The 25,703-nt window shown below is 55.2% G+C and carries 20 protein-coding genes; 3 read left to right on the forward strand and 17 right to left on the reverse strand.

Translation table 11 applies throughout. The annotated features are described in order from the left end of the window. Positions 1 to 16 precede the first annotated feature (16 nt). The 3 genes from M2394_RS18015 (at position 17) to M2394_RS18025 (ending at position 3,364) form a co-directional block, all read left to right on the forward strand. The gene (locus M2394_RS18015; RefSeq protein WP_259173370.1) at positions 17 to 901 is read left to right on the forward strand and encodes a hypothetical protein; all 885 of its coding nucleotides are present in this window, start codon (positions 17 to 19) and stop codon (positions 899 to 901) included. Then, positions 898 to 1,926, forward strand: coding sequence for a glycosyltransferase family 2 protein (locus M2394_RS18020; protein WP_259173371.1), 1,029 nt, complete (start codon positions 898 to 900; stop codon positions 1,924 to 1,926). The genes M2394_RS18015 and M2394_RS18020 overlap by 4 nt, the downstream gene beginning before the upstream one ends. 64 nt (positions 1,927 to 1,990) lie before the next feature. Next, positions 1,991 to 3,364 (forward strand): hypothetical protein, encoded by a 1,374-nt coding sequence (locus M2394_RS18025; protein ID WP_259173372.1) that lies wholly within the window; start codon positions 1,991 to 1,993, stop codon positions 3,362 to 3,364. Positions 3,365 to 3,687: 323 nt separating this feature from the next. Here M2394_RS18025 and M2394_RS18030 read toward each other — a convergent pair whose 3' ends face one another. From M2394_RS18030 to mtnA, 17 genes are all read right to left on the reverse strand, one after another. Then, positions 3,688 to 5,712: a nucleoside-diphosphate sugar epimerase/dehydratase gene (locus tag M2394_RS18030; RefSeq protein WP_259173373.1), complete on the reverse strand. Its 2,025-nt coding sequence runs from the start codon at positions 5,710 to 5,712 to the stop codon at positions 3,688 to 3,690. 94 nt (positions 5,713 to 5,806) lie between these two features. Next, the gene (locus M2394_RS18035; RefSeq protein ID WP_259173375.1) at positions 5,807 to 6,823 is read right to left on the reverse strand and encodes a glycosyltransferase family 4 protein; all 1,017 of its coding nucleotides are present in this window, start codon (positions 6,821 to 6,823) and stop codon (positions 5,807 to 5,809) included. 249 nt (positions 6,824 to 7,072) lie between these two features. Further along, positions 7,073 to 8,269 (reverse strand): glycosyltransferase family 4 protein, encoded by a 1,197-nt coding sequence (locus M2394_RS18040; RefSeq protein WP_259173377.1) that lies wholly within the window; start codon positions 8,267 to 8,269, stop codon positions 7,073 to 7,075. 69 nt (positions 8,270 to 8,338) lie between these two features. Then, positions 8,339 to 9,469 (reverse strand): non-hydrolyzing UDP-N-acetylglucosamine 2-epimerase, encoded by a 1,131-nt coding sequence (gene wecB, locus M2394_RS18045; protein WP_259173378.1) that lies wholly within the window; start codon positions 9,467 to 9,469, stop codon positions 8,339 to 8,341. Positions 9,470 to 9,539: 70 nt separating this feature from the next. Further along, the gene (locus M2394_RS18050; RefSeq protein WP_259173381.1) at positions 9,540 to 10,658 is read right to left on the reverse strand and encodes a UDP-2-acetamido-2,6-beta-L-arabino-hexul-4-ose reductase; all 1,119 of its coding nucleotides are present in this window, start codon (positions 10,656 to 10,658) and stop codon (positions 9,540 to 9,542) included. 3 nt (positions 10,659 to 10,661) lie between these two features. Next, a complete protein-coding gene (locus tag M2394_RS18055; RefSeq protein WP_259173383.1) occupies positions 10,662 to 11,696 on the reverse strand; it encodes a polysaccharide biosynthesis protein in 1,035 nt (344 codons plus the stop codon). Between the two features lie 368 nt (positions 11,697 to 12,064). Next, positions 12,065 to 12,295: a hypothetical protein gene (locus M2394_RS18060; protein ID WP_259173385.1), complete on the reverse strand. Its 231-nt coding sequence runs from the start codon at positions 12,293 to 12,295 to the stop codon at positions 12,065 to 12,067. Between the two features lie 24 nt (positions 12,296 to 12,319). Further along, positions 12,320 to 12,616 carry an integration host factor subunit beta gene (ihfB, locus tag M2394_RS18065; RefSeq protein WP_008437689.1) on the reverse strand — a complete coding sequence of 99 codons (297 nt, stop codon included), beginning with the start codon at positions 12,614 to 12,616 and terminating at the stop codon, positions 12,320 to 12,322. A 132-nt stretch (positions 12,617 to 12,748) separates the two neighbouring features. Then, positions 12,749 to 13,033: a hypothetical protein gene (locus tag M2394_RS18070; protein WP_178919888.1), complete on the reverse strand. Its 285-nt coding sequence runs from the start codon at positions 13,031 to 13,033 to the stop codon at positions 12,749 to 12,751. 160 nt (positions 13,034 to 13,193) lie between these two features. Continuing rightward, complete coding sequence (rpsA, locus tag M2394_RS18075) at positions 13,194 to 14,879, reverse strand: 30S ribosomal protein S1 (protein ID WP_016975322.1); 1,686 nt, start codon at positions 14,877 to 14,879, stop codon at positions 13,194 to 13,196. 120 nt (positions 14,880 to 14,999) lie between these two features. Next, a complete protein-coding gene (cmk, locus tag M2394_RS18080) occupies positions 15,000 to 15,689 on the reverse strand; it encodes a (d)CMP kinase (RefSeq protein ID WP_003172653.1) in 690 nt (229 codons plus the stop codon). Further along, entirely contained in the window at positions 15,686 to 17,896 is a 2,211-nt protein-coding gene (locus M2394_RS18085) for a bifunctional prephenate dehydrogenase/3-phosphoshikimate 1-carboxyvinyltransferase (protein ID WP_259173491.1), read from the reverse strand. The genes cmk and M2394_RS18085 overlap by 4 nt, the downstream gene beginning before the upstream one ends. Positions 17,897 to 17,924: 28 nt before the next feature. Beyond that, the gene (gene hisC / locus M2394_RS18090; protein ID WP_259173389.1) at positions 17,925 to 19,037 is read right to left on the reverse strand and encodes a histidinol-phosphate transaminase; all 1,113 of its coding nucleotides are present in this window, start codon (positions 19,035 to 19,037) and stop codon (positions 17,925 to 17,927) included. A 9-nt stretch (positions 19,038 to 19,046) separates the two neighbouring features. Continuing rightward, positions 19,047 to 20,141, reverse strand: a complete 1,095-nt coding sequence (gene pheA / locus M2394_RS18095; RefSeq protein ID WP_003172650.1) for a prephenate dehydratase — start codon at positions 20,139 to 20,141, stop codon at positions 19,047 to 19,049. Continuing rightward, complete coding sequence (gene serC / locus M2394_RS18100; protein ID WP_259173390.1) at positions 20,141 to 21,226, reverse strand: 3-phosphoserine/phosphohydroxythreonine transaminase; 1,086 nt, start codon at positions 21,224 to 21,226, stop codon at positions 20,141 to 20,143. Before serC ends, pheA begins: the two co-directional genes overlap by 1 nt. A gap of 216 nt (positions 21,227 to 21,442) precedes the next feature. Next, positions 21,443 to 24,106 (reverse strand): DNA gyrase subunit A, encoded by a 2,664-nt coding sequence (gene gyrA / locus M2394_RS18105; RefSeq protein ID WP_178919884.1) that lies wholly within the window; start codon positions 24,104 to 24,106, stop codon positions 21,443 to 21,445. Positions 24,107 to 24,529: 423 nt separating this feature from the next. Continuing rightward, positions 24,530 to 25,600 (reverse strand): S-methyl-5-thioribose-1-phosphate isomerase, encoded by a 1,071-nt coding sequence (gene mtnA / locus M2394_RS18110; protein WP_259173391.1) that lies wholly within the window; start codon positions 25,598 to 25,600, stop codon positions 24,530 to 24,532. Positions 25,601 to 25,703: the final 103 nt, after the last annotated feature.

The raw sequence follows: 25,703 nt of genomic DNA on the forward strand, positions 1-25,703 counted from the left end.
TTAGGCTTTAGATTTCATGACTCATAACGCTAACCCTATAAGCAAAAACGACTGCACCCTCATCATCAACTCATGCGATAACTATGAAGATGTATGGCTGCCGTTTTTCAGTGCCTTCAAAGCTATGTGGCCGGATTGCGACTGCAAGATCATCCTGAATACGGAACACAAGAGCTTCAGTTTTGAAGGGCTGCAAATAGTCTCACTGAACCTTAGCGCGTCAGACGGCAAGAAGCCGTGGGGATGGCGACTGCGCAAAGCGCTATCCTTGGTCGATACAGCGTTCGTGATCACGCTATTTGACGATTTTATCCTCGAAGCACCGGTCAACATAAGAAAATTAGCCCAGTGCATTCAAGAAATGAAAAAAAACACTGAGATAAGTGTTTTTTATTTTAACAACATTCCGGGTACTAACAGCCTCCCCCCAGAGCATGAAGATTTTGAGTTAATTGGGGAGCGAAACGACTACCGACTAAACTCGGCCCCCGGACTGTGGAGAACTCAACAACTCTTGAACTTCACAGGCGAATTGGACTCACCATGGGCTTGGGAGTTCTTCGGCAGCGCGCGAACTTATGGTGAGAGCGGTCAATTTTATTGTGCCAAAATCGACAAAGAAGATACCTTTGTCTATAACTACACACTAGGGGGCGCAATTCGCAGGGGCAAATGGGTTCCAAGCGTCATTACCCCCGTTCTAGAAAAATATAATCTTTCTCTGGACCTCGGACGCAGAGGCATCGCCAGCGAATCACTATCAGATGGAAAATACAGCTTGAAGTGGAAAGTGGACTTCTTTTTATTGGGCTTCAAGATGGTGGGATTGAGCGCCTTCATTTTTCTCTACCGAGTTTTGGCCAAAAAACTCCATAAGCGTTTTCAAAGGTACACTGCATGAACAAGGACAAATTCACTTTTGCGGTTCTAACCTACAATCACGAATCGTATATAATTGAACACCTTGAAAGCATTAAATTTTTAATCGAAACTTTCGGCGCCGCTTATCATTTCAACCTAATCATCGCGGATGACGGCTCGAGAGACAGGACCGTTGAGCTGGCAAATCAGTGGATATCGGCAAACACTGATTTGTTTACCGATATCAAGGTCTTGGCTGACGGATCGAATAAAGGCACCTGCTTCAACTACACACGGCTCTGGCCACTGATTGAAGGCGACTTATTTAAAATAACAGCTGGCGATGATATTTATTCTTGTATCGATCTTTTCAAAGAAGTTGAAACCCTAAAAAATAACGACTTTTTCTCAGGTTTACCGCTGCTGCTGATCGACGGAAAAATTGAAGAGTCACGCTCGACGATTTTTCACATATTGGCGACCGACGTCATCTATAAAGGAAAAAAGCTTATAGAGCGCCTGAGAGGGATCAGCAGCATCAATACACCTAGTTTATTTTGCAATAAAAAGTTCTTAAAAGATAACGAACTGTCAAACTTCATAAATGGCTTTAGCGTTACTGAAGATTTCCCGATGATCGTGAAGATCGCGAACTCTTACGAAAACGTCACTTTCGCTCAAGCAAAGAAAATCTATATTTACTACAGACGCACCTCAGGCTCAACTTATCTTGTTCGAGGATCCGATTTCGACCTAGACAAACTGAAAGCCTTTGATTACATGTTATCCAATGAAAAAAACTGGCTGGATAGACTCATCCTGAAAAACAGGATCTATTGCTACAAACTTAATAACACACCAATGAAAAAACTCCTAAACATCGGATACTATCTTTATCTTTTTAAAATTATTGCCAATTTACGCTCTATCACACAAGCATGTTCAAAGTCGCCCTCAGACACACACCTCCACCAGTCACACTATGACTTAATTGTAAAAAGAGCAAACGCATTTCTAATAAACCAGCAAAACAAACTCACCTCACAAACAAACGAAACACCATAAAAATACAGAAACATACCCACGCTATACTGCAACACAAGCAACACTATCTTTAAGGAGTTGAAGAGTGAATACCGTGAAGAGCTACGCGCCGCTGCTATTGGTCGAGGCCTATTTATTATTTGGTCTATGGATTTTCTTTTTTGGGCCTATTTATTGGCCACTGGAAAACAAAAGCGAATTCCTCGGCTTCATTTTCTTGTACCACGTATTTTTTATTGCCGGGTATATTCTACAAAGCTCATTTTTTCTTAAGCAGCAAGGCGTAAAGCTCGCGGCAACAGAAGCATCTAAAGATGATAATGTATTCGTCAGGTATTTCTGGGTCATTCTATTCTTGGCCTTCGCAGCCAACGTAGTGGTGCATAGGAACACGACGCTTTCCAATTCATACATCCCTGATAATTTTTTTTCCGGTCTTTATAGAGGTCTGGTAATCCCTTGGGAGGCGAGGGCCTTCTACGCGTCAGAAGCGTCCATGATTGGTTTTGTGAAAAACCCCTATATCACGGCAATAACGTTATTCGCTGGCCTTTTTAAGTACATCCTGCTGCCGGGGCTTGTATTCTATTGGCACGCACTGAGCACGCCTCGCAGGGTTGCGGGAATGCTTGTCCTTACCATCCCATTGCTGACAGGGATCATCGCCAGCCTAAGTGTAATCAATTTCTCTTATGTTTTTATCATTTCCACGTGCTTGGGTGTGATGATTGCCTCAAAAAGTTCCAAGGGAGTGATTGATACACTCAAGCAACGGAAATTTTTTATAGCCTTCCTGGCATTCATGTTTTTGTTCTCCTTTTGGCAGTTCTACAGTGTCAAATCAGCACACTCGCCCTATCAAGTTATTGTCGAAAAAAGCAAGCCCCAGTCCTTTGACTATCTAAAACAAAAAGGCATCACTTTCAAAAGCGAAGACCCAGGCGCAGAAAGATCCAATGCAGTAGATTTCTATGAAAAACTCACCAGCTACATGGTCCAAGGCTATTATGGAATGTCAATTTCGCTCGACGAAAACTTTCAATCGTCGTTTGGCATAGGACATTCCGTCTTTCTGCAGAAGTCTTTCGCCCAATACCTGGGCATTGACGTCAGAGATAGAACCTTCCCGCATAAAATAACTGAAAAGTGGGACGAGTTTGTCTATTGGCACTCCTTCTATACTTACATCGCCAACGACGTTGGATTCTGGGGAGTAACTATTGTCATGCTCATACTGGGCGCTTACTTCTCAAATGTTTATCTTTCAGCGATTTTGCATGATAATTTTTATGCAAAAATGCTTTTACCCCTGTTTGGGATTCTTTTCCTATATATCCCCGCTAACAACCAGATATTCGGCTTCCTGGAAACAATGGTTTCTTTTTGGATTTTAACGCTGCTATTTATTCTGTCGAAGCGTGTTCGCGCCAGTGTGTATGCTGAAGTTAAAAATACTTAGGAAACTTCTCGGCCCTCACCCCTTGCCTAGCATCACAGTTTGATGGCGTTGGTGCAGACAGCCCCCTGCTTGCACCCAACTTCGGTTGATCGAGCGCGATGAGCCGGAGACTGACGTTGAATGATCGACACTCGGGTTGAACACCTCCAAGGAAGGAAGCGACAAGAGGCGTCAAGGGGCAAGGAAATCGCGCCTAGGGCTCGCGCGACAAACAGGAGGATGCTATGAACAGCCTGACAGGGCGTGAACTGTTCAGCCCCCGCCCTCGCTGCGATTACAACACAGCAAAGGGGCTTGAGGCTGAACCTAACTGACGCTGGCTACTAACAACCTGATGGAGAGCGGGCAGACAATTCAGCATCACAGTGCCGTTGGGCATGCATCCAGTCAACAATCTCACCTTCCGGGCTGTAGCCACTGACGGTGCTTTTCAGAATCTGCCTGACGAGGATGTAATCATTCTCTTCAACACCCGCCAACAATGCTTGTAACCTTACTTTGAGGATATCCCAGGAGAGAAACTCTTCACTTGCTCGCATGATCATCGGGTGGCTCGTAGCCGCAACATTGTCACCGATCAGCAACTCTTCATAGAGCTTCTCACCCGGCCGCAACCCGCTGAAGTTGATCTGGATATCTCCATGGGGGTTCTTGTCTGAACGCACACTCAAACCCGACAGATGAACCATCTTTTCAGCGAGTTCGACGATCTTCACCGGCTCCCCCATGTCGAGCACGAAGACATCGCCACCCAACCCCAGAGAACCCGCTTGAATCACCAACTGTGCAGCCTCGGGTATGGTCATGAAGTAGCGCGTTATCTTGGGATGGGTAACCGTCAGGGGGCCCCCCGCCTGGATCTGCTTGTGAAACAGTGGAATTACAGAGCCAGAAGAGCCAAGAACATTGCCGAACCGTACCATGGTGAAGCGTGTTTTATTAACACGTGAAACTTTAGACGTATCACCAAACAGAACCGGAGCCAACTCCTTGCTCAATGCCTGCAGAACCAGCTCCGCAAAGCGCTTCGTGCTACCCATGACATTGGTCGGCCGTACCGCCTTGTCAGTTGAGATCAATACGAAATTTTCGACGCCAGCCTGCAAAGCAGCTTGAGCCGTATTGAGTGTACCCATCACGTTATTGAGCACACCCTCGGCGATGTTGTGTTCCACCATGGGCACATGCTTATAGGCGGCCGCATGGTAGACCGTATCAACGGACCAGGCCTTCATGACTTCAAGAAGCCTGTCCTGATACCGTACAGAACCGAGAATGGGTAACAGCTTTACATCCAGGGACTCGGACTGGACACGCTGTTCAAGCTCGGACAGGATACAGTACAAGTTGTATTCGCCATGATCAAACAGCAGTAATGTCGTAGGCTCAAGCGTCAATATCTGGCGACAGAGCTCCGAACCGATAGAACCGCCCGCCCCTGTTACCATGACCACGCGTTGCTTGATGCATCGTTCCAGCAGCTCGTCTTGCGCCGGCACCGGATCCCGCCCCAACAGGTCGGCGATATCCACCTCTTGAATATCATCGACCTTAACTCGGCCACTCGCCAGGTCCATGAACCCTGGAACGCTGCGCACATGCAGTGGGTAGCCTTCAAGGTGTCCCAGTATTTCCCGGCGCCGTGCTCTTGTGGAGGATGGAATCGCCAGCAGCAGTTCTTGCGCACCGGTCTCATTGATCATTCGCTGGATATGTTTTGGCTTGTATACCTGCAGCCCGGAAATCACACGGTCAGCAATACTGTTATCGTCATCGATAAAAGCCACTGGACGCATCAACTTGCCCATGCGCAACGCTGCCACCAACTGATTGCCCGCCGCGCCAGCGCCATAGATGACTACCTTGGGCAGACCGTCTTCACGGTTTGTAAAAGGAACATGCTGAGCCGCAGCAAACCAATCGCCGAGGAAGTATTGACGCATACCAAGCCGCAGGCCGCCAATGATGACCATGCTCAGCCACCAATAGTTGAATACGATCGAACGCGGGACCACTGTCTGGTGATTGCTATATAGGTAGACGACTAGTGCTAGCAACAAGGCGGATAGGCTAACCGCCTTGATAATGGCGATTAATGCGTCATTTCCAAAATAACGCATGACCGCGCGGTACATGCCAAAGTTGATAAAAAGCGGAATAGCAATGACCGGTGCGCAGAGAAACAGCCACAAATGGACGACGAACGGGTTGTTCAGATCGTCAAATCCCAAACGAACAACAAACGCAAGCCATAGCGCCACCCAGACGAGTACGATATCGGTGGCCACCTGCAATATGCGTTTTTGCCTGCGTGGCAAGCCCAACAGGCGGGTACGTAGATTATCCATAGACCCTTTTTATACCTCAGTCCTTAATATCGCCAGAAAAAACGGCAGTTCCATGTTGTGCTTCGTGCAATCACCCAACGATGCAGCCAACAAATTATCCCGTTTTTTCCAGCTCACCAGCATGAAACTTGATAGCCAGCAGTACCAGCGGAACGTAAGCCAGCACAAGCCCCAATACGCCATCAAAGCCTAACCCTACGCAGATGCCGATGGGCAGCAACCAGAACACATTTATGGCTGCCACTGCCAGCGTTACGGGTAAATGACGACCTGCCTTGCGCGATGCATACTGGTAGGCATGACTGCGGTGCGCCTCGTATACCTTATCCCCGCGCACCAGACGCCGCCCAAGGGTAAAGGTCGCATCAACGATAAATACGCCCAGCAAAATGAGCCACACCCAAAGCAACTCACTCGCGACCCAAGCGGCCTGCAACGAAAGCACACCAATCACAATGCCGAGAAAGCCACTCCCGGCGTCCCCCATGAAAATGCGCGCAGGAGGGAAGTTCCAGTAAAGGAATCCGAGTACGGACACCGCGAGCAGCATAGGGCCCAGCATGAGCGCCTCATGTCCGGTCATCCAATACACGAGGCAAGCCCCCAGGCACGCGCAGACGGCTTCGATACTCGCAATTCCATCGATTCCATCCATGAAATTATAGAGATTGAGCATCCAGACCAAGTACATCGCGGCAATCAAATGCCCGAGCCAGCCAAGCTCCAGATCAATCCCCAGCACGTGGACAGCTGGTAAACCTCCCATCCAGAACAACGCCCAACCTGCTGCGGTAAAATGGGCCAATAAACGCCAACGTGCAGCAATGTGACCATGATCATCAAGAAAGCCGACCACTGCAATCAGTGCACCGCTCCCTATTAGTGGCCAGGTAGTCTCCAAACTGATCGATCCAGCGCAAGCCATCAAACCCACGGTAGCCAGATATGTCAGGACAATCGCAATACCGCCGCCTCGCGGCGTCGGTACGGTGTGGGAGCTGCGTCCATTGGGTATGTCCATCAGACTACGCGCCAAAGCATAGCGGCGTAGTACCCAAGTCAACAGAAGCGACGCTATCAGCACCGCCACGAATACCAACCAGAGGGTCATGTAAGAATAAATTCCTGAAACAATATACTGGCAAGAAGACCGTCACAAACAACGAAACGCCTTCATGCCGGGAAGATTTTCGAAGGCTGCCTAACCACCCTTTACGACAGCTGGACCTGTGGTTACACCTAGAAAGGATGCCTCTCGCAGACAATCAGTCAGACGTCAGCCCGCACCATGTCGACACAACGCTCACTGCAAGCAACGAATCCGGTATGCCGCCCCGATGAATCGACGCCCGTTTGTTCGTCATTTGTCATGACGTCTCAAGGTCGCTTTTCTGAAGAGCGACTCAAGACGGTCAAACAACGTTGTCTTTGAAAAGTGTTCAAGGTAATAGCGCCTACCCGCCACCCCCATTTCCTCGCGCTCAGCCACAGGCAATGCACTCAATGTGCGTACGATTTCAGCCAGCCCCACAGCATCGCCGGAAGCACACGCCATTCCTGCGCGTGACTCCTCGACAACCCGGGCAGCCTCACCATCAATCATGGCGATAATGGGCTTCCCTGACGCCAGATATGCCTGAACCTTGCCCGGAATGGTTTTTTCAAAGACTTCATTTGTCTTCAGCGACACCAGGAGCGCATCCGCCGTGGCGAAAAGGGCAGGCATTTTTTCCAACGGATGCCGTCCCAACAATAGAACGTTATCCAAAGAATGCTCTACAACATGCTTGCCCAACCACTCACTGGCCCGACCATTCCCCACGATCACCCAGCGTACAGGCAATTCTGCCTTGATCATCTTGACCGCAGCCATAATGGCTGGAAAGTCCTGGGCTTCACCGATGTTCCCAGCGAAGAGGACCGTGAAGACTGAGTCGTCTCGGGTCAGCAAATCCGAAGTAGCTTGTGCATCGCCAGAAAAGTCATCCTCGGCCCAACTAGGGAAGTAGACCAACCGGCCCGGCGAAATCGAACGCGTGCAGTACTTCCTGACATCCTCGTCAAAAGACCGCGACTGCAACAGCAAATAGTCGGTGCGGTTATAGATCCAAGAGACCATTTTCCCGACCAGGCCAAGTAACTTTGGGTTTTTGACTACCCCTACGGCATTCAAGGTTTCCGGCCACAAATCCAGGATCCAGACAAAGACGGGCGCGCGTTTCAGGCGCCCGAGTACCAATGCAGGAATCGCCGCCATAATAGGCGACACGCCATATACGAAAATTGCGTCGAATGACTGCCCCCTCAACTTGTAGCACCCGAAGGTCGACGCGCTGGTAAAGAACGTGAAGTAATTCAAGGCAAGAGTAATGCTGCGCTTACCACGTGCCAGCATCGGCACCCGAAAAATATGCGCGCCCTGGTAGCGAGAAAACTGCGCTGGATCACGCAAATAATCGCTATAGACCTCACCTTCCGGATAGTTGGGCTGCCCCGTGAGCACCACGACTTCATGGCCTTTGGCAACAAAACCTTCAACCATGTTATTGATACGCATGTTTTCGGGCCAAAAATACTGGGTGACCACTAAAACCTTAAGCGGGCGTTCCTGGGTGAGCCTATCCAATCAGTATTGCTTCCATACAGTGCGCATGACGTAATCGCGATAACTGTGGATTATCCTCACGACCTTCTCGGACACATTCGGCATGCTGTAGTCCGCAACAAGGCGCAAGGTGCGCTCCTGGCCACTGGCTTGGCTCTCCAGCAGTTGCAGCCCCTGCATGACGCGCTCGGCTTCCAGACCAACCATCATCACAGCAGCTTCTTCCATCCCTTCTGGACGCTCATGGGCTTCGCGCATGTTAAGTGCCGGGAAGTTCAGGATTGAAGACTCTTCATTGATAGTGCCGCTGTCCGAAAGGGCGGCTTTTGACGTCACTTGCAGCTTGTTGTAATCCTTGAAACCGAGCGGTTTGAGCAGTTGCACATTTTTGTGGAAGACCACGCCCATGGCATCTACACGTTTTTGGGTGCGCGGATGCGTACTCACAATGACGGGGTAGTCGTAGTGGGCTGCAACTGTATTAAGCACTTCAACCAATTTCAGAAAGTTCTTATCGGAATCGATATTTTCTTCACGGTGCGCACTGACGACAAAAAACTTGCCGGCCTCCAACCCCAGTCGCTCCAATACATCAGAAGCCTCTATACCTTCACGGTAGTAGTTGAGCACCTCGAACATTGGGCTACCGGTTTTGATAACCATGTCAGGCGACAGGCCTTCGCGCAGCAAATAATCGCGTGCAATAGTGCTATAGGTAAGATTGATATCCGCCGTGTGGTCAACGATGCGCCGATTGATCTCTTCTGGAACACGCATATCGAAACAGCGATTGCCAGCTTCCATATGGAAAGTAGGAATCTTGCGACGCTTCGCGGGAATGACTGCCATGCAGCTGTTGGTATCGCCGAGCACCAACAACGCCTCCGGCTTTGTTTCTTCCAACACGCGGTCTACGGCAATGATCACATTGCCGATGGTCTGCGCACCACTGGCACCTGCGGCGTTGAGAAAGTGGTCTGGCTTACGAATACCGAGGTCCTGGAAAAAAATCTCGTTCAATTCGTAATCATAGTTCTGCCCGGTGTGCACCAAAATGTGTTCACAATGCTCGTCCAGACTGGCCATTACCCGCGACAGGCGGATGATTTCCGGACGAGTGCCCACAACCGTGACAACTTTCAGCTTTTTCATCTAAATACTCTTCCAGAATCATTAACATCGGAATCAACGAGCGAGATCACGGCGTCGCACGCCTCGCAGATCAGGCCTGAGTTCCAACCGGCATCGCAAAAGTGTCCGGCCGTTCGCGATCAAAGATTTCATTGGCCCACAACATGACGACCATCTCGTCATCACCAACATTGGTAATATCGTGAGTCCAGCCTGGCACAGTCTCCACGACCTGTGGTCGCTCTCCCTCGGTGTGTAACTCGTAGAACTCGCCAGAAACGATATGACGAAAGCGGAAGCAAGCCTTGCCTTTGATTACGAGGAATTTCTCGGTTTTGCTGTGATGGTAATGCCCGCCACGGGTAATGCCAGGATGAGCGGTGAAGTAAGAGAACTGGCCACTGTCCTTGGTCTTCAACATCTCGACAAAAACGCCACGTGGGTCGCCGTGCTTTTGCACGTCATAGGTAAATTGTTCGACAGGCAGGTAACTTACATAAGTCGAATAAAGCGCACGCACCAATCCTGTGCCAACTGACTCAGTGATTAACGTGTCACGACTGTCGCGAAATGCATGCAACTGATCCGCCAGTTCGCCCACCGTGATGCTATACACGGGTTGCACTTGCGTAGCCAACTCAGCGGACGTTCCGACGTCCATGGCCCTGATGAAAAAATCAATGACGTCGTCGATATAGACCAGGCTAATCACAGCCTCACGATCATTAACTTGTATGGGCAACCCACGGGTAATGTTGTAGCAAAACGTGGCGACGGCGGAGTTGTAGTCAGGTCGTGCCCACTTGCCAAACACATTAGGCAAGCGCAAAACTTCTACCCTGGAACCATGACTATCACGCAGGTCATTTAATGCCTGCTCTGCCGCCAACTTGCTGACACCATAAGGATTGTCCCGGTCGGCCTGGATCGATGAAGTATAAAGAACAGGAATGGCCTTACCGCTTGCCTTGATCGCTTGGCAAAGCGCTAGCGTCAAATCGGTATTTCCGATTTTGAATTCCTCTGGTGATAGAGGCCGGTTGACCCCTGCCAAGTGAAACACAAAATCACAGTCGGCCACTCGTGGAGCCAACTCGGCGATGCTGTTCTCTCGAGTGAAGGAGACAACCTCCACATCCCTACGCTCCGTCAGGTGCGCTATCAGGTTCTTACCGACAAAACCATTGGCGCCGGTGATCAATACCTTCATCACTCACTCCTCGGGCGTAGCGTGCTCGCCACGCTGAATCGCCTGCATGAATTCGAGCTTGAGCAAGAGGCGTTGCATACCGGCGACGTCCAATCGCTCAGTGTTGTGGGAGTTGTAATCTTCCGTACGGGAAATTTTCTCTTCGCCCTGCTCGACAAACTTGGAGTAGTTCAGGTCGCGCAGATCAGGTGGGACGCGGTAATAATCCCCTTTGTCTTCGGCACAAGCCATCTCTTCACGGCTCAACAGCGCTTCAAAAAGCTTCTCGCCGTGACGCGTGCCGATCACTTGAATAGGGTGTTGCGGCTTGCCAACCATGGCGGTCAAGGCTCTGGCCAACGTCTCTACTGTTGCCGCCGGAGCCTTCTGCACGAACAGGTCACCGTTGCGACCGTTTTCGAATGCATACAGCACCAGATCGACGGCATCTGCGAGCGTCATCATGAACCGACTCATGTTCGGATCCGTCAGAGTCAGCGCCTGCCCTGCACGAATTTGCTCGATGAACAGTGGGATTACCGAACCACGCGAAGCCATGACGTTGCCATAGCGCGTGCCGCAGATGACGGTTTTTTTATCATCCACGTTGCGGGACTTCGCCACCATCACCTTCTCCATCATCGCCTTGGAGATCCCCATGGCATTGATAGGGTAGACGGCTTTGTCAGTGCTCAAGCACACCACACGCTTGACTGCGTTCTGAATAGCGGCCTCAAGAACGTTTTCGGTGCCGATAACATTCGTTTTAACCGCTTCCATCGGGTGAAATTCGCAAGAAGGAACTTGCTTGAGCGCTGCCGCATGAAAAATGTAATCTACGCCGCGGGTGGCGTTGAGCACGCTCTGATAATCACGCACATCGCCGATATAGAATTTCAGTTTGGCGTTAGCGTAACGCTTGCGCATGTCATCCTGCTTCTTCTCGTCGCGGCTGAAGATGCGGATTTCAGCAATGTCGCTGTCGAGAAAGCGTTTGAGTACTGCGTTGCCGAATGAGCCAGTGCCACCGGTGATAAGAAGTGTTTTTCCGCTAAACATAATGAGTCCTAAAGCAACGCAAACTGCACAACAAGCTTGTAGCAGGTCAACCACCTCAAAACCTACAATCCAATCAATCTGCTAGCCGCAAAAAATGCACCGCGGTAAAGGATTCTCAAGGAAAACGTCGGAGTTTGACCGCCTATGGCGTGAAATCAGCTGTGTGGGGCGCAGTTAAAGATGATGGATTTTAAAATGGTGACCATTTTAAGCTCTGCGCTCTCAATGTCAAAAGCGAACGCAGATAAATAGCCTGCAGCCGGACGCTTTAACTGACATATCAGAATGGAACCGACCTTGGCTAGAAAGCGCGGAGGGAAGAGCCAGGATTCCAACGGCTGCACTGGTTACAGGACATGCCTATCAGGCTAAACTTTCGCGCGAGGCCTGCGGCGCCCTATCAGCAACGTAAGCACAGGCCCGGCAAGCATTCCAAGAATTAATGCTAATGCGACAAATACAGATATTGGCAACTGGGCGGTCGACCACCCCAGAAAAGTTAGCGAAGCACTCTGCTGGTTTTCCAGCACAAAAACCAATACGAAAAGAGCGGCAAAAAAAACAGCCGCAACCAGAAAAAAGCGTTTAACCCCACGCATAACCACCTCCCGATCGAAACCGACTCAGACGCTTTCTTCCTCGTCTTCGTTCACCCGGTCCCGCAACTCCTTCCCCGGCTTGAAATGAGGCACAAATTTCCCATCCAGACTCACCGACTGCCCAGTCTTGGGATTGCGCCCAACCCGTGGCGCACGGTAATGCAGCGAGAAACTCCCAAACCCGCGGATCTCGATCCGATCACCAGTCGCCAGGCACTGGGACATTTGCTCAAGCATGGTCTTGATAGCCAGCTCCACATCTTTGGATGAGAGCAGCCCTTGATGGGTGACAATTCGTTCGATCAACTCCGACTTCGTCATATTTTTCCCTTCTTTTTCAAGCAGCTAGGAAAAGCGCTTCGAAGGTTTTAGCATGACTTGATGAATTTGAACAGCCCATACGCCAACTTATCTGCATGATCAATTCATACCAATAAAACGCGCCTTCCATGCTCAATTACACATCACCAGCATCGTCCGAGTCACCGCACCTGCAGGATTCCAGCCAAACAGGTAGTCACCCTCTTCATCCTTGGCATCACTGGACCTGGTAATGACCTTGTAGCCCTGCTGCTTGCACTCACGGGCCGCACGCTTTTCGCACTTGTCCCAGCCGGAACCCAGCCCCGAACAGTCGATCTCGATACCGCTGACGCCGTGCCTGGCGTGAGTCTTGGCACTGGTGGCCGAACACCCTGCCAGCATTACCACGGCGAATACAACTATAAGCCTATTCATTCAAATCCTTATTGAATCAGCGACACAAGAGCGGTTTCTTCAAAGACTATAGTTAGATCTGACCCCGCTCGATAGCCCAAGGTTCTCGGGCGATGATTCAACAAATTTCAGGCATAAAAAAGGGCGACCGAAGTCGCCCTTTTTTACAGCTTTACAGAACTTAGTTCTGCTTAGCCATTGCTTCGCGCAGCAGGGAGGCCATGGTGGTCTCGCCTTGTGCAGCTTCCGGAGCCGATTTCAGGCTCTGGATAGCTTCTTTCTCTTCAACTTCGTCTTTCGACTTGATGGAGAGTTGGATTACGCGGCTCTTACGATCAACGCTGATGATCTTGGCTTCTACTTCCTGGCCTTCTTTCAGAACGTTGCGCGCGTCTTCAACGCGGTCACGGCTGATTTCGGAGGCTTTCAGAGTCGCTTCGATATCGTCGGCCAGAACGATGATGGCGCCTTTGGCGTCAACTTCTTTCACAGTGCCTTTAACGATTGCGCCTTTGTCGTTCTCTTGAACGTACTCGGAGAACGGATCGCTTTCCAGTTGCTTGATACCCAGGGAGATGCGCTCGCGCTCTGGGTCAACCGACAGGATAACGGTGTCCAGCTCGTCGCCCTTCTTGAAACGACGAACAGCTTCTTCGCCCACTTCGTTCCAGGAGATGTCGGACAGGTGAACCAGGCCGTCGATGCCGCCGTCCAGACCAATGAAGATACCGAAATCGGTGATCGACTTGATGGTGCCGGAGATTTTATCGCCCTTGTTGAACTGGCCAGAGAAATCTTCCCATGGGTTAGATTTGCACTGCTTGATGCCCAGGGAGATACGACGACGCTCTTCGTCGATGTCCAGAACCATAACTTCCACTTCGTCGCCGACTTGTACGACTTTCGAAGGGTGGATGTTCTTGTTGGTCCAGTCCATTTCGGAAACGTGTACCAGGCCTTCAACGCCTTCTTCCAGCTCAGCGAAGCAGCCGTAGTCGGTCAGGTTGGTAACACGCGCGGTTACGCGAGTGCTTTCTGGGTAACGGGCTTTGATAGCAACCCATGGATCTTCACCCAGTTGCTTCAGGCCCAGGGAAACACGGTTGCGCTCGCGATCGTATTTCAGAACCTTGACATCGATCTCGTCGCCAACATTGACGATTTCGGAAGGATGCTTGATGCGCTTCCAAGCCATGTCGGTAATGTGCAGCAAGCCATCCACGCCACCCAGGTCGACGAATGCGCCGTAGTCGGTGAGGTTTTTGACGATACCTTTGACTTGCTGACCTTCCTGCAGGGATTCCAGCAGAGCTTCACGCTCGGCGGAGTTCTCTGCTTCCAGGACGCTGCGACGGGAAACGACAACGTTGTTGCGTTTCTGGTCGAGTTTGATGACCTTGAATTCGAGTTCTTTGCCTTCCAGGTGCGTGGTGTCGCGCACAGGACGAACGTCGACCAAAGAACCTGGCAGGAACGCACGGATGCCGTTAACGTCGACAGTGAAGCCGCCTTTAACCTTACCGTTGATAACGCCCTTGACCACTTCTTCAGCTGCGAAGGCTGCTTCGAGAACAATCCAGCATTCAGCGCGCTTGGCTTTTTCACGGGACAGCTTGGTTTCACCGAAACCGTCTTCAACCGAGTCCAGAGCAACGTGAACTTCGTCACCGACATTGATTGTCAGATCGCCAGCATCGTTGTAGAACTGTTCCAGCGGGATCAGAGCTTCAGACTTCAGACCAGCGTGAACGGTTACCCAGCGAGCTTGGTAATCGATATCAACGATAACACCGGTGATGATGGAGCCTGCCTGAAGGTTCAGGGTTTTTAGGCTTTCTTCAAAGAGTTCCGCAAAGCTTTCGCTCATTTTAATTCCTGTTGATAAGGGCGAAGAATACGCCCATCTCCACACCCCAGACGGTGTGGGTCAGTTTCAGTTAAAAGAAGCCACCGCAGGACTATGACTGGTCCCCTGCGGCCTTCTTGATCACCCGGCGATATCGCGAATGGCGATTTCGCTCAAGATGCGTTCCAGCACCTGCTCGATGGACAGCTCCGTGGAATCCAGTTGTATGGCATCAGCCGCCGGCTTGAGCGGGGCTACTGCGCGCTGGGTATCACGCTCATCGCGTGCACGGATCTCATCTAGCAGACTCGACAGACTAACACCATCGACTTTGCCCTTCAACTGCAAGTAGCGGCGGCGAGCCCGCTCCTCGGCGCTGGCAGTCAGGAAAATCTTCAGCGGGGCCTCCGGAAACACCACGGTTCCCATATCACGCCCGTCGGCCACCAGCCCTGGCGGCTCCTGGAACGCCCGCTGACGCTGCAGCAGCGCATCGCGCACCGCCGGCAGTGCGGCAACCTGGGAGGCCCAGGAGCCGACTTGTTCATTGCGCAGATCATCGGTCACGTCATCCCCTTCCAGGATGATGCGCTGCGGATGACCTTCCGTCGCGCCGACGAACTGCACATCAAGGTGCGCCGCCAGCAGCTTCAGGGATTCTTCGTTGGTCAGGTCGACGCCATGGTTGCGCGCAGCAAACGCCAGCAGGCGATACAGCGCGCCGGAATCCAGCAGACACCAGCCCAGGCGCTTGGCCAGGATGCCGGCGATCGTGCCTTTGCCCGAGCCGCTTGGCCCGTCGATGGTAATCACCGGTGCTTTGATATTCACAATTGAGCCTCTTGGGCAACACGGATGCCGACTTGGGCACACAGTGTAAGAAAGTTCGGAAAAGACGTAGCAACATTGGCGCAGTCACGGATACGAATCGGCGCCGCTGCCCGCAGGGAAGCCACACTGAATGCCATGGCAATCCGATGATCGCCATGGGCATGGACTTCACCACCGCCCATCAGGCCACCGTCAATGATAATCCCATCAGGGGTCGGTTCACACTTGACCCCCAGCGCCAACAGACCGTCGGCCATCACCTGGATACGATCAGACTCCTTGACGCGCAACTCCTCGGCACCGCGCAGCACGGTGCGCCCTTCGGCACAGGCCGCCGCCACAAACAGCACCGGGAATTCATCGATCGCCAGCGGCACCAGCGCTTCGGGAATCTCGATCCCCTTCAACGCAGCGGCGCGCACGCGCAGGTCAGCTACAGGTTCGCCACCCACTTCACGCGGGTTCTCCAGAGTGATATCGGCGCCCATCAGGCGCAGGATGTCGATCACCCCGGTACGCGTCGGGTTGATGCCGACATGCTCCAGCAACAGCTCGGAGCCCTCGGCAATCGAAGCCGCCACCAGGAAAAACGCCGAGGAGGAAATATCCCCCGGCACTTCGATATGGGTAGCAGTCAGCGCGTGGCCGGACTCTACGGACGCAGTAGCGCCATCCACCGCCACCGGATAACCAAAGCCACGCAACATACGCTCGGTGTGATCACGGGTCGGCGCTGGCTCTGTCACCGAGGTCTTGCCCTCAGCGTACAGCCCTGCCAGCAACACGCAGGATTTGACCTGCGCACTGGCCATCGGCAACGCGTAATTCAGCCCCTTCAGCGCCTGCCCACCTCGAATGGTCAGCGGCGGGCGCCCTTCCGGCCCGGTTTCGATCACTGCACCCATTTCCCGCAGTGGCTTGGCCACGCGACTCATCGGACGCTTGGACAACGACGCGTCGCCGGTCAACACGCTGTCGAAGCTCTGCGCCGCCAACAAACCGGACAGCAAACGCATGGACGTACCGGAGTTACCGAGATAGATCGGCCCCGGTGCCGCCTTCAACCCATGCAGGCCCACCCCATGAATAGTCACGCGCCCATGGTGCGGCCCCTCAATCACCACGCCCATGTCGCGAAACGCCTGCAGGGTCGCCAGGGCATCTTCGCCCTCCAGGAAACCTTCGACCTCGGTCACACCCTCAGCCAACGACCCCAGCATGATCGACCGATGGGAGATCGACTTGTCGCCTGGCACCCGGATGCGCCCGCTCAAGCGGCCACCCGGCTCAGCGAAAAAGGTCAACTCATCGGCGTTCACTGCGGTTTCCATGTAGGCCCGGCGTGCCAGGATCTTGCTGAAATGCTCACGCGCCACCCGCGCACGGGTGAACACGCCCAACAACTGATGACCATCCCCGGCATCCACCGCGTCGCGCAAGGCGTCGAGGTCACTGCGGAAGGTGTCCAGGGTGCGCAACACCGCCTCACGATTGGCAAGGAAGATGTCATGCCACATCACCGGATCGCTGCCGGCAATCCGCGTGAAATCGCGAAAGCCACCGGCGGCGTAACGGAAAATCTCCAGGTTTTCGTTGCGCTTGGCCAACGAGTCCACCAAGCCAAACGCCAGCAGGTGCGGCAGATGACTGGTCGCCGCCAGCACTTCGTCGTGACGCTCGACCTGCATGTGCTCGACATCCGCGCCCAACTCACGCCACAGGCGATCCACCACCGCCAGCGCAGCCGGATCGGTCTGTTCCAGCGGTGTCAGGATCACTTTGTGACGGCGGAACAGCTGCGCATTGGACGCCTCCACCCCACTTTGCTCGGAACCGGCAATCGGATGCCCCGGCACGAAACGCGTCGGCATACCGCCAAAGGCCAGCTGCGCGGCGCGCACCACATTGCCCTTGGCACTCCCGACATCCGTGAGGATCGCCTGGCCGAGGTCCATGCCTGCCAACAACGCCAGCAACTTCTCCATGGCCAGGATCGGCACAGCGAGTTGGATCACATCAGCGCCCTGGCACGCGAGCGCCAGGTCTGCCTCACAGCGATCCACCACGCCCAACTCAACCGCCAATTTGCGAGATTGCGGGTCCAGGTCCACACCGACCACTTCGCGGCACAGCCCGCTTTCACGCAGGCCCTTGGCGAAGGAGCCGCCGATCAACCCCAGGCCGACCACCACCAGGCGACCGATCATAGGCACAGCAGGTTGCAATGCAGTGACATCAACCACGAGCCAGAACCTTGGCCAGCGCCTCCAGGAAGCGGGCGTTTTCTGCCGGCAGACCGATGGTGATACGCAGGTGGTTCGGCATGCCATAGTTGGCGGTCGGGCGCACGATCACGCCTTCACGCAGCAAGCCCTGGAATACCGGAGCCGCCACTTGGCCGAGATCGACGCAGATGAAGTTGCCTTTGGACGGAATCCAGCCCAGGCCCAACTCACGGAAGCCGTCCTGCAACTGCAGCATGCCGGTTTCGTTGAGGCGACGACCCTCTTCCAAGTACTCGGCATCCTTCACCGCCGCACAGGCCGCCGCCAGGGCGAGGCTGTTGACGTTGAACGGTTGACGCACACGATTCAGCACATCGGCAACCACGGCCGTGGACAGGCCGTAGCCCACCCGCAGCGACGCCAGGCCGTAAGCCTTGGAGAACGTGCGCGACACCAGCAGGTTCGGGTAGGCCGCCAGGAAGTCCAGGCCGTCCGGCAGGTCGCTGCCTTCGGCGTACTCGATGTAAGCCTCGTCCAGCACCACCAGCACCTGCTCAGGCACGTCCTGCAGGAAGTCGTCCAATGCCTGGACGTCGAACCAGGTGCCGGTCGGGTTGTTCGGGTTGGCGATGAACACCACGCGGGTTTTCGCGTCTATCGCCGCCAGCATGGCCGGCAGGTCATGCCCCCAATCCTTGGCTGGAACTACCTTTGCGTCGGCACCCACGGCCTGGGTCACGATCGGATAAACCGCGAACGCGTGCTCGCTGAACACCGCATTCAAGCCCGGGGCCAGGTAAGCACGGCCGACCAGCTCAAGAATGTCGTTTGAACCGTTACCCAGGGTGACCTGGTTCAGCTCGACCCGGCACTTTTCAGCCAGCAGGGTCTTGAGCGCAAAGCCATTGCCATCCGGATAACGGGTCAGCTCGGCCAGCTCTTCACGGATCGCTGCCAGCACTTTGGGGCTTGGACCCAGCGGGTTTTCATTACTGGCCAGCTTGACGATATTCGCCGGATCCAGGTTCAACTCACGCGCCAACTCGTCCACAGGCTTGCCCGGGACGTAAGGCGACAGTTGTTGCACGCCCGGCTGAGCCAGGGCGAGGAAGTTGCCACTCATGTTAAAGCCTCACAAAACCGCTTTCGGGTAAGAGCCCAGCACCTTGAGTGCCACGGCTTCCTGACTGATTTTCTCCAGCACACCCTTGACCAGCGGGTCGCGGTGATGGCCGATGAAGTCGATAAAGAACACGTAAGTCCATTTACCGCTGCGCGAAGGACGAGTCTCGATGCGCGTCAGGTCAATCCCGTTATCGTGGAACGGCACCAGCAGCTCATGCAGCGCGCCGGGCTTGTTGCTCATGGAAACAATGATCGAAGTTTTGTCATCGCCGGTCGGCGGCACTTCCTGGCTACCGATCATCAGGAAGCGCGTGGAGTTGTCCGGGCGATCCTCGATCTTTTCAGCCAGGCGCGTCAGGCCATACAGGCCCGCCGCCATATCACCGGCGATCGCCGCCGAATTCCACTCACCCTTGACCCGCTTGGCTGCCTCGGCGTTGCTGGACACCGCCACGCGCTCGACATTCGGGTAATGCGCGTCCAGCCACTTGCGGCACTGGGCCAGGGACTGGGCGTGGGAGTAGATACGACTGATGCTGTCGGTCTTGGTGTTCTCGCCCACCAGCAGGTGGTGGTGGATACGCAGCTCAACCTCACCGCAGATCACCATGTCGTGCTCAAGGAAGCTGTCGAGGGTGTGGTTCACCGCGCCTTCGGTGGAGTTCTCCACCGGCACCACGCCAAAGTTCACCGCACCGGCCGCCACTTCGCGGAACACTTCATCAATCGCCGCCATTGGCTTGCTGATCACCGCGTGACCGAAGTGCTTCATGGCCGCCGCTTGAGTGAAGGTGCCTTCCGGGCCCAGGTAAGCCACTTTCAGCGGCTGCTCCAGGGCCAGGCACGAGGACATGATTTCGCGGAACAACCGCGCCATCTCTTCGTTACCCAGCGGGCCTTTGTTGCGCTCCATCACACGCTTGAGCACCTGCGCTTCACGCTCGGGACGGTAGAACACCGGCACCTCGCCTTCGGCCAGGGACGCCATCTTCACCCGCGCCACTTCCTGGGCACACCGCGCGCGCTCACTGATCAGTTCCAGGACTTTCTCGTCCAGGCTGTCAATGCGTACGCGCAGGGCCTTGAGTTCTTGCTCAGACATTAGCCGTGTTCCTTTTCGAACTCTGCCATATAGGCAACCAGCGCATTGATGGCGTGGATGTCGACGGCGTTGTAGATAGAGGCGCGCATGCCACCGACCGAACGGTGACCCTTCAGGTTCAGCAGGCCGCGCGCGTCGGCACCGGCCAGGAATGGCTTGTCCAGGCGGTCGTCAGCCAGGCGGAACGGCACGTTCATCCACGAGCGATCAGTCAGGTTGATCGGGTTGCTGTACAGGCCGCTTGCGTCGATGAAGTCGTACAGGACGCGCTTCTTCTCTTCGTTCAACTTGCCCATGGCAGCGACACCGCCCTGCTCTTTCAGCCACTCGAACACCAGGCCGGACAGGTACCAGGCGAAGGCCGGCGGAGTGTTGTACATCGAGCCGTTATCGGCGGCGACCTTGTAGTTGAGCATGGTCGGGCACAGCGAGCGCGCGCGACCCAGCAGGTCTTCACGGATGATGTTGACCAGGATACCGCTCGGGCCGATGTTCTTCTGGGCTCCGGCGTAGATCATGCCGTACTTCGACACGTCGATCGGGCGCGAAAGGATGTCCGAAGACATGTCGCACACCAGCGGCACGTCGCCGACTTCCGGCACCCAGTCGAACTCCAGGCCGCCGATGGTTTCGTTCGCCACATAGTGAACATAGGAAGCGTTTTTCGACAGCTTCCACTCGTTCTGGCCCGGGATCGCGAAGTAGTCGTAAGGCTTGGCGGTGCCTGCCACGTTGACGTTGCCGTAGCGGGAGGCCTCTTCAATGGCCTTCTGGCCCCAGATACCGGTGTCGATGTAGTCAGCAGTGCCGTCTTCCGGCAGCAGGTTCAGCGGGATCTGGGCGAACTGCTGGCTGGCGCCGCCTTGCAGGAACATCACTTTGTAGTTCGATGGAATGTCCAGCAAGTCGCGCAGATCCTGCTCGGCCTTGGTGGCGATTGATACAAACTCATCGCTGCGATGGCTCATTTCCATCACGGAGAGGCCTTTTCCATGCCAGTCGAGGAGTTCACCCTGCGCACGCTGCAGGACTGCTTCAGGAAGCGCCGCGGGACCGGCACAGAAGTTATAGGCTCTCTTGCTCACATCCAATCTCACTCTGATCTGGTGGGGCTGCAATCATGTTCGGCAACACGCTCTTATTGGAGCGGACCGTTGTGGGAGCTGGCTTGCCTGCGATGCAGGCACCTCGGTATTTCAGTGATACCGCGGTGATGCCATCGCAGGCAAGCCAGCTCCCACATGTTTCAAAGGGGACAAACAACAAGGGGGCGAATCTTCATCCGCCCCCTGTGTGTCCGCTTATTCCTGCGGTTCTTCTTCGTCTGCGGCAGCATCGAGGGTTGGCTCGTCGACGTTGTCATCGCCTGCTGCGATCACCTCGCCATCGAATACCGCACCTTCTTCCCCTTCCAGCTCCTCGCCTTCGACTTCCGATGGCTCCTGGACACGCTCCAGGCCTACCAACGTCTCGTCGCTGGCCAGCTTGATCAGCGTCACGCCCTGGGTGTTACGGCCCAGGCTCGACACTTCAGCCACACGGGTACGCACCAGGGTGCCCTGGTCGGAAATCAGCATGATCTCCTCGCCATCGAGCACCTGCACTGCGCCGACCAGACGGCCGTTGCGGTCGTTGCTGACCATGGCGATCACGCCCTGGCCGCCACGCTTGTACTCCGGGAACTCACTGATGGCGGTACGCTTGCCATAACCACGCGCCGAAGCGGTGAGGATCTGGCTGCCTTCTTCCGGGATCAACATCGAAATCAGCTTCTGCCCTTCTGGCAGGCGCATGCCGCGCACACCGCGGGCGGTACGGCCCATGGCGCGAACGTCGGATTCCTTGAAGCGTGTCACCTTGCCACCGTCGGAGAACAGCATGACTTCACGCTCGCCATCGGTGATGGCAGCCGAAATCAACACGTCGCCTTCGTCCAGCTCCAGGGCGATCAGGCCCACGCTGCGTTGACGACTGAAGGATTCCAGCGGGGTCTTCTTCACGGTGCCTTTGGCGGTGGCCATGAAGATGAAGTGACCTTCGGTGTATTCCTCGACCGGCAGCATGGTGGTGATGTACTCATCACTGTCCAGCGGCAGCAGGTTGACCAACGGGCGACCACGGGCGGCACGGGAGGCTTCCGGGATTTCGTAGGTTTTGAGCCAGTACACCTTGCCCTTGCTGGAGAACAGCAGCAGCGTGGTGTGGCTGTTGGCAACCAGCAGGTGAGCGATGTAGTCCTCATCCTTGACGCCAGTAGCCGATTTACCTTTACCACCACGACGCTGGGCCTGGTACGCCGCCAGCGGCTGGGTCTTGGCATAGCCACCGTGGGAGATGGTCACCACACGCTCTTCTTCCGGGATCATGTCGCCCAGGGTCAGGTCGAGGCGCGCATCGAGGATTTCGGTACGGCGCACGTCGCCGTATTCGGCGCGGATCACTTCCAGTTCTTCGCGGATCACTTCCATCAGGCGCACGGCGCTGCTGAGGATGCGGATCAACTCGCCGATCTGGTTGAGGATCTCCTGGTACTCAGCCAGCAGCTTCTCGTGCTCCAGGCCGGTCAGGCGGTGCAGGCGCAGTTCCAAGATGGCCTGGGCCTGCTCTGGCGACAGGAAGTATTTGCCTTCACGCAGGCCGTATTGCGGGTCCAGGGTCTCCGGACGGCACGAGTCGGCGCCGGCACGTTCAACCATGGCCACCACGGCACTGGATTCCCAAGGGGTGCTGATCAGCGCTTCCTTGGCTTCCGACGGGGTTGGCGAGGCCTTGATCAGCGCGATCACCGGATCAATGTTCGACAGCGCAACCGCCTGGCCTTCCAGGATATGGCCGCGCTCGCGAGCCTTGCGCAGCTCGAACACGGTACGGCGGGTGACCACTTCGCGACGGTGACGCACGAAGGCTTCCAGCAGATCCTTAAGGTTCAGGATGCGCGGGCGGCCGTCGATCAGGGCAACCACGTTGATACCAAACACGCTTTGCAGCTGGGTCTGGGCGTAGAGGTTGTTGAGGATCACCTCAGGCACTTCGCCACGACGCAGCTCGATCACCACGCGCATACCGTCTTTGTCAGACTCGTCGCGCAGTTCGGTGATGCCTTCGAGCTTCTTCTCTTTAACCAGCTCGGCGATCTTCTCGATCAGGCGCGCCTTGTTCAGCTGGTAAGGGAGTTCGGTGATGACGATCTGCTGGCGGCCACCGACCTTGTCGATGTCTTCGATGATCGAGCGGGCGCGCATGTAAATGCGACCGCGACCGGTGCGGTAGGCTTCGATGATGCCGGCGCGACCGTTGATGATCGCGGCGGTCGGGAAGTCCGGACCGGGGATGTATTGCATCAGCTCATCGACGGTCAGCTCAGGGTTGTCGATGAGGGCCAGGCAACCGTCGATGACTTCACCGAGGTTGTGTGGCGGGATGTTGGTGGCCATGCCCACGGCAATACCGCTGGAGCCGTTGACCAGCAGGTTGGGAATCTTGGTTGGCATGACGGCCGGGATCATTTCGGTGCCGTCGTAGTTCGGCACCCAGTCCACGGTTTCTTTGTGCAGGTCGGCCAGCAGCTCGTGCGCCAGCTTGGTCATGCGCACTTCGGTGTATCGCATGGCCGCGGCGTTGTCGCCGTCGACCGAACCGAAGTTGCCCTGGCCGTCTACCAGCAGGTAGCGCAGGGAAAACGGCTGGGCCATCCGAACGATGGTGTCGTACACCGCAGTGTCGCCGTGAGGGTGATACTTACCGATCACGTCACCGACAACACGGGCAGATTTCTTGTACGGCTTGTTCCAGTCGTTACCCAGCTCGCTCATCGCGAACAGCACACGCCGGTGCACGGGCTTCAAGCCATCGCGCGCATCAGGCAGTGCCCGACCGACAATTACGCTCATCGCGTAGTCGAGGTAGGACTGTTTCAGCTCGTCTTCGATATTGACCGGGAGGATTTCTTTGGCCAGTTCGCCCATGAGAAGCCTGATTCCTTTTTCGGGTGAAACCTCGTCACATCCATATGGGACGAACGAAGCTCGCCGCTGCCGGCAAGTGCCTGACAACGACTTACGACAAATCAACGAGTTATGACACGGATCTGCACGTTATAGGCAGCCCCTCGGGGCAACCCTGGAAACCGCCGGATGTTATCACAATCGCCGCCACGCACCTATCCCCCTGATGCGCATGGAGCATAGTTAGTTGACGGATGACAGGCTTGAGGGGGACGAGAGGGGCTCAGAGCTGGATGGGTGGTGTTTTTTGGGGTTGGATCCAGGGGTTTTGTTGAGTGAAAGGGCCATTCGCGAGCAAGCCCGCTCCCACATTTTGAAAGTGTTCACAAATCAAATGTGGGAGCGGGCTTGCTCGCGAATGCAATCCAACAGGCACCAATGCCCTCAATGCAACCGCTTACGGCACATCAACTTCGCCAGTTTGGCCGTATCCGGCCGCTCAACAATGCCCTTTTCCGTCACGATCACGTCAATCAAGTCAGCCGGCGTCACATCAAACACCGGATTGAACGCCTCCCCCCCCAGTCGCTGCCCGACAATGTCCAGCAACTCCCCCGAATCCCGCTCTTCCAGCGCAACGTCATCGCCAGTGGCCATCATCAGGTCCAGCGTGGAGCTCGGCGCCACCACCATGAAGCGCACGCCGTGGTGCATGGCGCACACCGCCAGCTGGTAGGTGCCGATCTTGCTGATCACATCACCATTGGCCGCGATGCAATCGGCGCCGACGATCACCCAGGTCACGCCCTTGGTCTTGAGGATATGCGCGCCGGCCGAGTCAGCGTTCACCGTCACCGGGATGCCCTCGCCCGCCAGCTCCCACGCCGTCAGCCGCGAACCTTGCAGCCACGGACGGGTCTCGTTGGCGTACACCTGTTCGACCATGCCTTCCAGGTAAGCCGCGCGAATCACCCCGAGCGCCGTCCCCACACCACCGGTCGCCAGCGCACCGGCGTTGCCGTGGGTGAGGATCGCCTGGGCATTGCCCTGGTGCTTGCGGATCAACTCGACGCCCAATTGAGCCATGGTCAGGTTGGCTTCCCGATCACTTTCATGGATCGCAATGGCCTCGGCTTCCAACACCGCCAGCGGGTCGGCGTGCTTTTTGACCCGGTCCAGGCGGTCGCGCATGCGCTTCAACGCCCAGAACAGGTTCGATGCGGTCGGCCGGGTATCGGCTAAAAGTGCGTAGTCTTCTTCCCAGGCAGCCTGCCAGTCGCCGCCCTCGGCGATCCGCTCGCGGGCAGCGAGCACCAGGCCATAGGCGGCGCTGATGCCGATAGCCGGTGCACCACGCACCACCATCGTGCGAATGGCCGCCGCCACCTCGTCGGCCGAGATGCAGATCACCCAGCGCTCAACGGCCGGCAAGGCACGCTGATCGAGCAGGTGCAGTGCGCCATCACGCCAATCGATGGCCTTCACCCTCTCCGCAGCCAACAGTCGATCGCGCATCCCTTACCCCGCACTCATGAACAAAGCCGCCGATTATAGCGATCCGCCAGCGGAGACGCTCGGGTATACTTCGCCCTTCTTTTATAGCTGCCTGGGAAGAAGC

This window comes from Pseudomonas sp. BIGb0164 (assembly GCF_024810135.1).
Lineage (GTDB): Bacteria > Pseudomonadota > Gammaproteobacteria > Pseudomonadales > Pseudomonadaceae > Aquipseudomonas.